The sequence below is a fragment of the Alkalicoccobacillus gibsonii genome, from assembly GCF_016798245.1.
Taxonomy (GTDB): domain Bacteria; phylum Bacillota; class Bacilli; order Bacillales; family Bacillaceae_D; genus Alkalicoccobacillus; species Alkalicoccobacillus gibsonii.
In genome coordinates, this window is the sequence record NZ_JAEUZA010000001.1 from 1031874 (window position 1) to 1044749 (window position 12876).

The 12876-nt window shown below is 40.8% G+C and carries 15 protein-coding genes; all 15 read right to left on the reverse strand.

What is annotated here, in order from left to right; all coding sequences use genetic code 11:
- Positions 1-41 precede the first annotated feature (41 nt).
- A complete protein-coding gene (gene proS, locus JNO66_RS05595; RefSeq protein WP_203087204.1) occupies positions 42-1652 on the reverse strand; it encodes a proline--tRNA ligase in 1611 nt (536 codons plus the stop codon).
- 34 nt (positions 1653-1686) lie between these two features.
- Positions 1687-2934 carry an RIP metalloprotease RseP gene (gene rseP, locus JNO66_RS05600; RefSeq protein ID WP_203087205.1) on the reverse strand — a complete coding sequence of 416 codons (1248 nt, stop codon included), beginning with the start codon at positions 2932-2934 and terminating at the stop codon, positions 1687-1689.
- Positions 2935-2958: 24 nt separating this feature from the next.
- Entirely contained in the window at positions 2959-4104 is a 1146-nt protein-coding gene (locus JNO66_RS05605) for a 1-deoxy-D-xylulose-5-phosphate reductoisomerase (protein WP_203087206.1), read from the reverse strand.
- Positions 4105-4144: 40 nt separating this feature from the next.
- On the reverse strand, positions 4145-4951 hold the full coding sequence (locus tag JNO66_RS05610; RefSeq protein ID WP_203087207.1) for a phosphatidate cytidylyltransferase: 807 nt from the start codon (positions 4949-4951) through the stop codon (positions 4145-4147).
- Between the two features lie 21 nt (positions 4952-4972).
- Positions 4973-5740, reverse strand: a complete 768-nt coding sequence (locus JNO66_RS05615; RefSeq protein WP_203087208.1) for an isoprenyl transferase — start codon at positions 5738-5740, stop codon at positions 4973-4975.
- Between the two features lie 103 nt (positions 5741-5843).
- Positions 5844-6401: a ribosome recycling factor gene (gene frr / locus JNO66_RS05620; protein ID WP_203087209.1), complete on the reverse strand. Its 558-nt coding sequence runs from the start codon at positions 6399-6401 to the stop codon at positions 5844-5846.
- Positions 6398-7120 carry a UMP kinase gene (pyrH, locus tag JNO66_RS05625; protein ID WP_203087210.1) on the reverse strand — a complete coding sequence of 241 codons (723 nt, stop codon included), beginning with the start codon at positions 7118-7120 and terminating at the stop codon, positions 6398-6400. The genes frr and pyrH overlap by 4 nt, the downstream gene beginning before the upstream one ends.
- Positions 7121-7211: 91 nt before the next feature.
- Positions 7212-8096 carry a translation elongation factor Ts gene (gene tsf, locus JNO66_RS05630; protein ID WP_203087211.1) on the reverse strand — a complete coding sequence of 295 codons (885 nt, stop codon included), beginning with the start codon at positions 8094-8096 and terminating at the stop codon, positions 7212-7214.
- 103 nt (positions 8097-8199) lie between these two features.
- Positions 8200-8934 carry a 30S ribosomal protein S2 gene (gene rpsB / locus JNO66_RS05635; protein WP_203087212.1) on the reverse strand — a complete coding sequence of 245 codons (735 nt, stop codon included), beginning with the start codon at positions 8932-8934 and terminating at the stop codon, positions 8200-8202.
- Between the two features lie 150 nt (positions 8935-9084).
- Entirely contained in the window at positions 9085-9540 is a 456-nt protein-coding gene (locus JNO66_RS05640; protein WP_203087213.1) for a DUF6115 domain-containing protein, read from the reverse strand.
- A 12-nt stretch (positions 9541-9552) separates the two neighbouring features.
- On the reverse strand, positions 9553-9855 hold the full coding sequence (locus JNO66_RS05645) for a hypothetical protein (RefSeq protein ID WP_203087214.1): 303 nt from the start codon (positions 9853-9855) through the stop codon (positions 9553-9555).
- Between the two features lie 13 nt (positions 9856-9868).
- Complete coding sequence (locus tag JNO66_RS05650) at positions 9869-10645, reverse strand: FliA/WhiG family RNA polymerase sigma factor (RefSeq protein ID WP_273753166.1); 777 nt, start codon at positions 10643-10645, stop codon at positions 9869-9871.
- A 43-nt stretch (positions 10646-10688) separates the two neighbouring features.
- Positions 10689-11174, reverse strand: coding sequence for a chemotaxis protein CheD (locus tag JNO66_RS05655; RefSeq protein ID WP_203087215.1), 486 nt, complete (start codon positions 11172-11174; stop codon positions 10689-10691).
- Positions 11167-11805 carry a chemotaxis protein CheC gene (locus tag JNO66_RS05660; RefSeq protein WP_203087216.1) on the reverse strand — a complete coding sequence of 213 codons (639 nt, stop codon included), beginning with the start codon at positions 11803-11805 and terminating at the stop codon, positions 11167-11169. The genes JNO66_RS05655 and JNO66_RS05660 overlap by 8 nt, the downstream gene beginning before the upstream one ends.
- Before the next feature lie 16 nt (positions 11806-11821).
- Positions 11822-12868, reverse strand: a complete 1047-nt coding sequence (locus JNO66_RS05665; RefSeq protein ID WP_203087217.1) for a protein-glutamate methylesterase/protein-glutamine glutaminase — start codon at positions 12866-12868, stop codon at positions 11822-11824.
- Between the last annotated feature and the right edge of the window lie 8 nt (positions 12869-12876).

The window sequence follows — 12876 nt, forward strand, 5'->3', positions numbered from 1 at the left end:
AAAAAAAGGGCTGATGCAAAAGATTGGATCAGCCCAAACCATTATACGTTTGAGAGCTCCTGCAGTTTGGTTTGAATCATGTCTGCAAGATTATCAATGTGTACGTCCTGTGATTCACCAGTTGAACGTACTTTCACTTCTACAACTCCCTCAGAAGCTCGTTTGCCTACAGATACTCGAATCGGTAATCCAATTAAGTCTGCATCCTTAAACTTAACTCCTGCTCGTTCTGGACGGTCATCATATAGAACATCCCAGCCTGATTGTTTCAGAGTTGTATAAAGCTTCTCTGATAGTTCAGCCTGCTCTTCATTTTTAGAGTTTAACGTTAATAAATGCAAATCAAAAGGCGCCACAGCAACCGGCCAAACGATTCCATTCTCATCATTATGCTGTTCAATGATCGCAGCTACTGTTCTTGAAATTCCAATTCCGTAACAACCCATTTTGTAAGGGTTGGCACGTCCATTTTTATCTAGGAACGAAGCGCCCATTGATTCAGAGTAGAAGGTTCCAAGTTTGAATACTTGTCCGATTTCAATTCCTCTAGCAAACTGAATGGTCCCTTGACCATCAGGTGAGGCATCTCCCTCTTGAATCATACGTAAATCTGCATACGAGTCAATAGATAGTTCAGCACAATTTACCGCATCACCAGTGTTTTCTATTGTGAATGATGAGGCACCTTGTAGTGATTGATCGGCAATCAATCGATATCCTTCTACAGTTTGAATCGATAGAGAACCTTTTTCAGTACTAAACGCTTCTTGTACCTCTTGATCATTAAGAGTTGAAAGAGACTTCACTTGAAGTTCATGCAAGGACTTCACTTCATTTAATTCATGACCTGCACCTAGTAAAAGAATAATGATCTCATCATCTGCTTTAACTGGTAGTAATTGAACAGAAGGATTCGTATTTTCTACGTTACCAGCTTGTACGGCTGCCATCTCAATGTTGGCTGCGTAATTTGACGTATCTGAATACGCGATTGTGTCTTCACCGACATCAGCCAGAGCCATGAATTCAAATGTATCCTTACCACCCATTGCACCAGAATCGGCAATGACCGCTCTGAATGTTAAGCCTACTCTTGTAAAGATTCGCTCGTAGGCCCGGTACATTGCTTGATAGGTATCATCAAGGCTTTCTTCAGTGTCATGGAAAGAATAAGCGTCCTTCATAATAAACTCGCGACCTCGAAGCAAACCAAATCTTGGTCTGCGTTCATCACGAAACTTCGTTTGAATTTGAAATACATTTAACGGGAGCTTCTTATAAGAACCAATGGCATCTCGAATGATGCTTGTAATTACTTCTTCATGTGTTGGCCCGAGTGCAAAATCTCGTCCGTGACGGTCTTTCAAGCGGATAAGCTCATCGCCCATTTTATCCCATCTTCCAGTTTCTTGCCATAACTCAGATGGATGTAAACTTGGAAGAGTTAACTCCTGAACATCAATCGCTTCAAGCTCTTCACGAACGATCGCTTCTACTTTTGATATCACTCGCTTTGCAAGCGGTAAATACGTGTATACTCCAGCAGCATTTTGTCGCATCATCCCTGCACGAAGCATCAGTTGATGACTTTTTACATCCGCATCGGAAGGTATATCACGTAATGTTGGTAACAAAAAGGTTTTTTGTCTCATAATCCTTATTCCCTTCTAGGATTTATCTCTATCTCTACATAAACAATTTACTAATATCGTTCCACGTCACTACAATCATGAGAAGCATTAGAAAGGCAAATCCAACAAATTGAATCATTCCTTCTTTTTGTGGATCAACTGGTTTTCCTCTTACTGCCTCATATCCTAAGAAAACGAGTCGGCCTCCATCCATTGCCGGAATTGGCAATAGATTAACGATCCCTAGGTTCATACTTAACATTGCTGCAAAATTAATCAATGTAAGAATACCAAGTGATGCGGCTTCTCCAGTAATATTATAAATACCGACTGGTCCAGCAATATAATCTAGGGAGAACTGACCCGTAATGATTGTACCAAGCGTTTTGAAAATAGATATGACGACTTCATATGGTTTAATAAACCCTTCTAAGATCGCGGCCCCAAAGTCTTGTTTGATAACAGGGCCTACACCTAACTGACCAATTTGCTCAGGACCTAAATCAACTGAAATCGTATTCGCATCTAGCTGAATCATTTGCCCATCTCGCTCTAATCCAACAGTAATGGTCGAATTAGGATGATCTTCTATAATAGACGTTACCTGTCTCCAAGTAGAAACATCTTCTCCATTAATGCTTTGGATGACGTCCCCTTGCTCGATTCCTGCCTCTTCTGCACCTGAACCCTCAGCTACAGCAGCTACTTCAGGTGTTGGTAGTCCTTGAATGGCTGCAACAATCACAAATAAGAAGAAGGCCAATACAAAGTTCATTAATGGTCCTGCGAAAATGGCCATTGATCGTTTGCCAACCGATTTCGAGCCAAATTGACGATCATAAGGCGCAATTTGATTGGGCATTTCATCTTCAATGATATCCGCTCGTTCGTGAACTTGATAGGTCATAAGCTCATCTTCATCGTTGAATGCCTCAATCACGAGTTCTCTTTCCAGGTCAATTCGTTCAACTTGCACCACTTGCGCTTCAGGATGTTTTGACTTGTTATTTACGTATATCTTTGTGACTTTATCTTGGGCATCCAGAACTAGTCCCACTTCATAACCTGGTTTGATCGATACTTGTTCAGGATCTTCCCCAGCCATACGTACAAACCCACCTATAGGAAGGAGACGAACCGTATAAATGGTTTCATCACGTTTGAACGAGAAAAGCTTGGGACCCATACCAATTGCAAACTCACGGCAGAGAATTCCGGCTTTTTGAGCAAAGTACAAATGCCCCCACTCATGAACAAATACAAGTACACTGAAAATAACCAGAAATGAAAGTAATGTATTCAATGTTAAACTTCTCCGCCTTTCTAGCTACAATTTTGATTGAACAAACTGTCTTGTTTTTGCGTCAGCCTCTAAAATTTCATCTAAACTAGGTTCAGAAATTCGAACATGCTGATTCAGGGAAGCTTCAATTAAATCTTCAATTTGTAAAAACGAGATTTGATTGTTTAAAAACGCAGCAACAGCTACTTCATTCGCAGCATTTAACACCGTAGGCATTGAGCCTGCTGCACGTCCAGCGTCATAGGCAAACTTCATGCAACGATAACGCTCCATATCTAACTTACCAAAATGAAGCTTTCCTAGTTCCCATAAGTTTAACCTTTCTGCTGTCTCACGTGCAAGTCGCTGCGGATACGTTAACGCATACTGAATGGGTAAGCGCATATCGGCAGTACCTAGCTGGGCCATTACACTTCGATCACGGAATTCGATCATTGAGTGAATAATACTCTCTTTGTGCATTAGAACTTCAATTTGATCATACGGAATCTGAAACAGCCAATGAGCTTCGATTACTTCTAAGCCTTTATTCATCATTGAAGCAGAATCAATTGTAATTTTTGCTCCCATAGACCAGTTTGGATGTGCAAGTGCTTCTTTTACAGTCACATTCTGAAGCTCATCACGTGAACGGTCTCTGAAACTCCCACCTGAGGCAGTAACAATGAGGCGGTCAATAGATTTAGGGTCTTCTCCATTTAACGCCTGGAAAATCGCCGAATGTTCGCTGTCCACCGGTATCAGTGCTACTCCATGTCTATTCGCTTCAGTGGTTACAATATGACCAGCTGTTACAAGTGTTTCTTTATTAGCAATGGCAATGTCTCGCCCAGCTCTAATTGCTGCAAGCGTTGGTTTTAGTCCGACACTTCCAATGACTGCATTTACTAATACATTTGCATCCTGATGACAGGCCACTTCCATAAGCCCATCTTCTCCTGAGAGAATGATGGTAGAATCTCCTATTTCAAGTTTCAGCTTACGAGCCTCTTCCTCCCCTTTAACACTTACTAATAAAGGGTGAAACTCTCGAATTTGGCTTGCGACCAATTCAATATTCGAACCTGCTGATAAGGCAACTAGTTTAAAATGATCAGGATTTGATCTAATGACATCTAATGTTTGTGTTCCAATTGACCCAGTTGAACCTAATAAACTAATCTGCTTCAAATGATCACTCTCCCAATTTTGCTTTTTCTATGGTGTATCCTTAAATTAGTTGAATGAGATGTAGAATGGGTAAAACAAAGATCAAGCTGTCAAAACGGTCCAATATCCCACCATGACCCGGTAATACATTTCCAGAATCTTTTACCGAATAATGTCTCTTAAGTGCCGATTCAACAAGATCTCCAATTTGCCCAAAGATGGAAGCGATCAGCATCACACCAAACGCGGTTAAAAACGATATGTACGTTGACAACTCTGGCAACACAAAATAAATGACGGTTCCGATAATGAGTGCGAACACAACGCCACCTAACGAACCTTCAATGGTTTTGTTCGGACTAATATCTGGCCACAATTTATTTTTTCCAATGGCTCGTCCTACAAAGTAAGCCGCTGAATCGGTTGTCCAGATTAATAGGATAACAAAAAAGACAAGGGACATGCCAATGATAGGGGTATCTCTCGTTAACATTAGATAATGGAAACCAAATCCAACATAAACAGAAGAAACAACTAAAAAACCCACTTCATCAAATGTAAATGTATTTTTCGTTAATACAGTAAGCATAAGCATAATTAAAATAAAAAAGATAAACAATTCAACTTTCGTAAACGGAAATGGGAATATAGCCCCAAACCAATCTGCTGGTATTAATAATATCCACATGGAAAGCAGACCAGTCAAACCTGTAATCGACATGGCCTGCATTTTTTTCATTTTTAACAGTTCAACCATAGCAATTGTTGCTGTAATACTAACAGCCAGGTTAAACAATGTTCCCCCTAAAAAAATCATCGCAATCATAATGATGCCAAATCCAGCACCAGTAATAATACGCTGTTTCATACTGAGTCAGCCCCCTTAAGCTTACACCCCGCCATATCGGCGTTTTCGTTTCTGGTATACCGCAATGGCCTCCACAAAGTCCTGTTCTTTAAAGTCCGGCCATAATACATCTGTAAACCAGAATTCACTGTAGGCAAGCTGCCAAAGCATAAAATTGCTCAAGCGAATTTCTCCACTTGTTCGAATTAATAGATCAGGATCATTTAATTGTGAAGTCATTAAGTGCGCATGTATCGTTTCTTCTGTTAATGAGTCGGCTGTTAGCTTGCCTTCTTCAATTAATCTTCCAATGCTTTTAACTGCTTCTAGCATTTCATATCGACTTCCGTAGTTTAAGGCAAAGTTTAAAATCATGCCTGTATTAGACTCAGTGTCCTTTACTGCTTTTTCTACCGCCCTTAATGTATGGTCAGGTAGATGTTCGGTTGTTCCGATCAAACGAACTTGAACATTGTTTTCAATTAATTTTGGAAGCTCAGCTTTTAAATATCGCTCAGGCAATCCAAGTAAATAATCTACTTCTTTCTTTGGTCTTTTCCAATTCTCTGTAGAAAATGCGTAAAGTGTTAAGACTTCAATCCCCATATTACTAGCTACTCGAACAATTTTGGTTACAACCTTCATTCCTTCTCGATGTCCAGCAATTCGTGGTAACCCTTTTTGTTTAGCCCACCTACCGTTGCCGTCCATGATGATGGCGATGTGCTGCGGAAGCTTGCCTTCCTCTGCTTGATCTGGTAAATCAGCTGATGTTAAGTTCGCTTTCCATTTTGAAAATATCTCAAGCATTCGTGCGCCCTCCATCTATCTAACAGTAACGTAAAACGTTAAGAATAAAAAACCCCCTGGAAATAGAGGGTCTTATTCTTGATTCATTTTACATGGAAATCGCTCACACTTCCATAACTTCTTGTTCTTTTTGATCGGCTTCTTTATCCGCAGTCGCGATAAATTGATCTGTAAGCTTTTGAATCTCATCCGTTGATTGTCTTAGATCGTCTTCTGTAAGCTCACCATCTTTTTGTTGTTTCTTTAATTCGTCGTTGGCATCTCGACGAATGTTACGAATGGCCACTTTCGCGTCTTCGGCAGATTTTTTAACAATTTTCACTAGATCACGACGGCGCTCTTCCGTTAATGCAGGAATCGCAATACGAATGACTTGTCCATCATTAGAAGGTGTAAGTCCAAGATCTGCTTTTAAAATCGCACGCTCAACATCAGCAATTGAAGACTTATCAAAAGGCTGAATAACCAATAAGCGTGCTTCTGGAACTGAGATTGTTGCAAGTTGGTTTAACGGTGTTAATGCACCATAATATTCAACCGTTACACGATCTAGAATAGCCGGATTTGCTCGTCCTGCTCTAAGTTTTGCAAGTTCTCTACGTAATGAATCAATGGCCTTTGTCATCCGTTCAGATGCTTGTTGTTTAACTTCTGTTGTCATGCGTTTGTCCCCCTCACGATCGTTCCAATATCTTCTTTTAGAACCGCTCGTTTAATATTTCCTTCTTCAAGGATAGAGAATACTACTAATGGAATATCATTGTCCATGCATAGGGATGATGCTGTAGAATCCATCACAGCTAGACCCTCTTTAAGCACATCCATATATGTAATTTCTTTGTACTTCACGGCGTTTTCATCAACAGATGGATCTGCGCTATACACACCATCTACTTTATTCTTCGCCATTAAAATCACTTCTGCTTCGATTTCAGCTGCACGTAACGCAGCAGTTGTATCTGTCGAGAAGTAAGGATTTCCTGTACCTGCAGCAAAGATTACTACACGTTTCTTTTCTAAATGACGAATCGCTTTTCTTCTGATGTATGGCTCAGCCACTTGGCGCATTTCAATCGATGTTTGTACTCGAGATTGTACTTCAATATCTTCTAAACTGTCTTGTAAGGCAAGTGAATTCATCACAGTTGCTAGCATACCCATATAATCAGCAGTTGCACGATCCATGCCCTTTGCACTTCCTGCCATTCCACGCCAGATGTTTCCTCCACCTACAACAACAGCAACTTCAACATCTAATTCTACAATTTCTTTTACTTGCTTGGCAACTGATTGAATGACACTAGGATCAATACCGTATCCTAAATCGCCAGCTAACGCTTCTCCACTTAACTTTAACACAACTCGATTATACTTGTTCATCGTTACCCTCCATCAGTTTAAAGCGATTTTTCACTCGCCGTCTATGTCTTTTCTTTGAAAAAAGGGACACGTAGGTGTCCCTCTTCTTATATTATTTCTTTACTTGTGACATAACTTCTTCTGCGAAGTTCTCTTCACGTTTTTCCATACCTTCTCCTACTTCAAAACGAACAAAAGATTTAGCTGTTGCGTTTTTAGCAGCAAGGAATTTTCCAACTTTTTGATCGCCATCTTTAACAAACGGCTGATCTAGAAGACAAACTTGCTCGAAGTATTTGCTTAGACGGCCTTCTACCATTTTCTCAACGATGTTCTCAGGCTTACCTTCGTTAAGAGCTTGTTGCTTAAGTACTTCACGCTCACGGTTTACTTCTTCCGCTTCTACTTCATCGCGAGATACATATGTTGGACGAATTGCTGCAACGTGCATAGCAACGTCTCTAGCAAGATCTTCATCAGAAGAGTTACCAAGAACCGTTAACACACCGATACGTCCGCCTTGGTGAAGGTATCCACCAAATACGTCTCCATCTTCTTTAGCAACCACTGCAAAACGACGAAGAGAAAGCTTTTCACCGATTTTAGCAATTGCACTGTTAATGTGTTCTTGAACTGTTGTGCTACCATCTTTAAATGGTTGCTCAAGTGCTTCTTCAACTGTAGCAGGTTCTTTAGCAAGAAGGTGCTCAGCAAGCTCTTTAACAAGCGTTTGGAAACCTTCGTTTTTAGCAACGAAATCTGTTTCAGAGTTTACTTCGATGATAACAGCTTTGTTTCCTTCTGTTACAACAGAAGCTAGTCCTTCAGCAGCTACGCGATCTGCCTTTTTAGCAGCACTTGCGATTCCTTTTTCACGAAGAAAATCAATTGCTTTCTCCATATCACCGTTTGTTTCAGTTAATGCTTTTTTACAATCCATCATACCTGCGCCAGTTTTTTCGCGCAATTCTTTTACCATACTAGCTGTTACTGCCATAATGTGACCGCCTCCTAATTATTATAGATCAAAATGATTCCATCCAAACGTAACAAAAAGAGTCGTAAAGGGCTTCCCCCTTACGACCCTTTTGGAAACGAGATTAAGCTGTAGTTGTTTCTTCTTCAACTTCCGCTTCTTCTTCTACTTGCTCTTCATGAGCTGTTGCTTCAATTACAGCGTCAGCCATTTTACCAGTTAGAAGTTTAACAGCGCGGATTGCATCGTCGTTACCAGGGATTACATAGTCGATCTCGTCTGGATCACAGTTTGTATCAACAATCGCAACGATTGGAATATTCAACTTGTGAGCTTCAGCGATCGCAATACGCTCTTTACGAGGGTCAATGACGAATAGTGCGTCAGGAACACCCTTCATATCTTTAATACCGCCTAGGAACTTTTCAAGACGATCTTTTTCTTTGTTTAGAAGGATAACTTCTTTTTTAGGAAGAACTTCAAATGTACCGTCTTCTTCCATTTTTTCGATGTTTTTAAGACGTTTGATACGCTTTTGAATGGTTTCAAAGTTCGTTAACGTCCCACCTAACCAGCGTTGGTTAATGAAGTACATTCCGCAACGAAGCGCTTCGTCTCTTACTGAATCTTGAGCTTGTTTTTTCGTACCAACGAAAAGGATTTTTCCTCCGTCAGCAGCGATGTCGCGAACAAAGTTGTACGCTTGCTCAACTTTCTTAACCGTCTTTTGAAGGTCAATAATGTAAATACCGTTTCTTTCTGTGAAGATGTAGCGATCCATTTTAGGATTCCAGCGACGAGTTTGGTGACCAAAGTGTACACCAGCCTCTAGCAATTGTTTCATGGAGATAACTGCCACATCAAACACCTCCTCTTGTATTGGTTTTTGTCTTCCTCCGCACTCATCATCTTTTAGTGACACTGACAAGCAGCACCCTCACTAAAATTAGAGGCGTGTGTAATAAACACCGTTAATTAATGTACCATAAGTTACTAGCTGTTGCAACTGCTAGTTAACATTTTGTTGAAATTTGATGATTAAATCTACTTCACCTTTTCCCATATGCAATCGTTTGGCAATTTCAGTAGATGAAAACCCTTGCTTTTGTAAGGAAATAATGGTTGCTTGAGGTGAAGGCTGATACGATGTCTCAGCCTGTTCCTCCTTCGGAATGGGTGGTTGATAGTCATTGGTGGCTTCGTCTTCTTCAATATGTACTTCTGTTTTTAATGGTGTACTCACTTTTTTAGATGCTCTTCCTGCAGAGACTTCGCTTAATATGCGTTCGTTTCCACTTTTCATTTCATCAGCAAAAACAAGAAGAGATTGCTCCATCTCTTCTCTCATTTGTTCACTTGTATTTAATTGTTTTTCAAGCTCAGTCAACCTTCGTTCAGTTGATTGAACCCTGAGATAAAGAAAACTGATCAAGCAAATGCTAAGGATACTTAGCACAACTGCCATATTGGTTCCTCCTTACATCGAGTAATCGATATGTGTCCCTTTAGTTGGATGCTGACTTTTTGCAGAGGATTCTTTGCTCTGTTTCTTTTTTGATCCTTTTTTTCTGGATTCATTCTGACTCGATCCATGGAATCTGGCTTCTTTCTTAAAGTCAGAAGCCTGCGCTTGTTTTCTCGCTAACTGTTCGGCTTGTCTCCCTGCCTCAGCCATCATCACTTCGTTCATCTGCACTCTTTGTTGAAGTTGTGTTTGTGCTTTGCTTGCTTTAAAAGTATGAGATAAGGATCCTAATGCTTCAATTGGCTTAAAGCTCAAGCTAAACGCCTCCTTAAGAGTTAGAACGATTTTGTTTTTCCATTACTTGACGCAATTTAAACAAGGCTTTTGAATGGATCTGTGAAATACGTGAAGTAGATAATTCTAAAATATGACCAATCTCAGTCAGCGTCAGCTCTTCATAATAGAATAAACTAATCACTAGTTGTTCTTTCTCCGTGAGACCTGCGATCACCTCAGCAAGTTCATCTTTTGTCGCTAACTCCATTAATGAAGCTTCAGGTGTTTTTGTTAGCTTATCTTCAATTGTTGCAGCAAAGGATTCCTGGCGCTCTGCCTCTTGCGTCGGTTCATCAATTGATAAAATATTTGCTACAAATTGTTCCGCCATGATCTGGGCTACATCAGATTCATCCATATGTAGAAATTCAGCAACCTCTGCACTTGATACATATCTGCCTTCCTGCTGTTCAAGCTTCTCAGACGCCGCCTCTACCCGTTTAATCTTTTCTCTCATTGAACGTGATAACCAATCTTCTTTACGCAGCCCATCAATAATCGCACCACGGACTCTAAACGACGCATACGTATCAAATTTCAAATCACGATTAGGGTCGAACTTTTCTAGAGCATCGAGTAACCCATATAAGCCATGGCTTGTGAGCTCATCTTTACGAACACTGCCAGGCAAGCCGATTGAAATACGTTGTACGTGAAATTGCACTAATGGCAGGTACATTCTAACAAGATGGTCACACGCCTCTCTACTTCGGTCATTAAACCAATCTTCCCACATTTTCTCTTCTTTACTAACTCCAACATTTAACAATTTACTGCACCTCCATTTCAATTCTTACAACGGTATTCAAGCGTTAGATCACTTTAGTTCCTAGGTGAACGGTTCGAATGGTTAGCTCATGAGTCGTTGGATCAAAGCTAATGGTTCGTCCATTTTTACCACCTGTATCTTCAGCGATTAAAGGAATCTTTAATTCGAGTAATTGTTCTTTCACAGCGATGACATTTCTTTCACCAACGCGCATCATTTCATTTCCTGCAGAAGCAAACATCTGAGCTCCACCTGCAATTTTGGCTTTTAATCGGTAGCTAGCAGCTCCCTTTGCCCTAAGTTGCCGTACAAGCTCTGGAATAGCCACGTCCGCAAATTTGCCAATTTTGTGTTCGCGATTACTCGAGATCGTAACAGAAGGAAGCATAATATGAGCCATGGCTGCATGAGTTGATCCTTCTTGATAAATGATGACACCTACACATGAACCAAGTCCGGAGGTTCTAAGCAGAGCAGACTCACTCGAACATGAAAGCTCTGCCATCCCAATTGTGACAACCTCATTCATCGATTTCGACCCCTAAAGCCTTAAATAAAACTTCAAATGATTCTGGGTCAAACAACAGCAAGATTGATCCAAAATTTCTAACGGTTGCCTCACCATCAATTTTCATATGGGTGTCGATACAAATGGCCACATCACTTTGAATTAATAGCCTGCTTAGCCCATGACTAATGATAGCCCCTGCCATGTCTATGGATAAGTCCGGTACCCCGCGAGCAACCTTCAAACCAGTTAAGTCAGCAAATGCAGAAAGATACGAACCAATGACAATGTTTCCTGCTTCTAAGAAAGCTGATTGACCGTACTGAGCTGCTAGATCCTGCTTTGATGACTCTGAAAGAGGATCTGTTAATTGTTGAATGACTGCGTTTGATTGGATGGCATCCGAAAAGAAATAAACACTACCTGGTGCGTCTCCAGTGATCGGTGTATAGATGGCGGCAATCTCATTTTCTGACCCTCCCATACGATCTGGGATCTGATCAAAGGGGATAATTGCTGCTTCTGGTATGGTCATTTCAATTTTTCTTCCTAGCAGCGCTGACAATGAAGTTGCTGCATGTCCAGCCCCTATATTTCCAATCTCTCGAAGTACATCTAGATGAGTTGAATGAATAAAGTCAAAATCCTTCATTTAAACAATCCCTCCACTAACAATGAGCTAATATTTGATTCGCCAAATCTTGTAAATGAACAACCTTATCTATTTTCCCTGTTCGAACAGCCATCTTTGGCATTCCGTAGACGACACTGGTTTCTTCAGATTGAGCGAATGCGTAACATAAACGATTTGTTTTTAATTGTTTAAGACCTTCTGAGCCATCCGCCCCCATGCCTGTCATGATGACCGCAATGACCGAAGCTTCAGCTATTAAAGAAATGGATTGATAAAGAACATCGACTGATGGGCGGTGACCATTCACAGCAGGATCAGTTGATAATGTACAGATCCACTGACCGCCAACACTCTTAACCTTTAAATGTTTTCCACCTGGTGCAATATACGCTGTACCATCTTCTAGTACATCCCCATCGTTTGCCTCGACAACTTGAATATCACTTAAGGAGTCTAAACGATCAGCAAGTGATTTCGTGAACCCTTCTGGCATGTGCTGAACAATCACAATAGGCGCAGCAATGTTTCTCGGGATCCTCGTCAAAACATCCTTTAATGCCTTTGGACCTCCAGTTGATACTCCAATAGCAACTAATTTTCTTTCCTTTGGTTTTCGCAGGAGGGAGGATAGATTCAAAGAGTTATGTTGAACAGGCTCTGACACGTTCGTTTGCCTAACGGTTGCCTGTGCTGCTAGTTTTATCTTATCTCTTAAAAGATCCGCGATTGTAAATAAGTCCAAGGAGATAGAACCGCTTGTCTTTGCAACAAAATCAACCGCTCCAGCCTCCATAGCTAGCATCGTTGTGTGAGCACCAATACTTGTTAGACTACTCACCATGACAACAGGAATTGGACGTTCAATCATGATTTGCTTCAGGGCGCCAAGCCCGTCCAAAACAGGCATCTCCACATCCATCGTGATGACATCTGGCTTTAACTTTATATTTTTCCTAGTGGCATCTTCACCATTTCTTGCCGTTCCTACTACACAAATCTGAGGATCAGCTTGTAATATATCCGTTACAACTTTACGCATAAAGGCAGAGTCATCTACTACTAGCACCCTAATTTGATTCATTGTTTGAG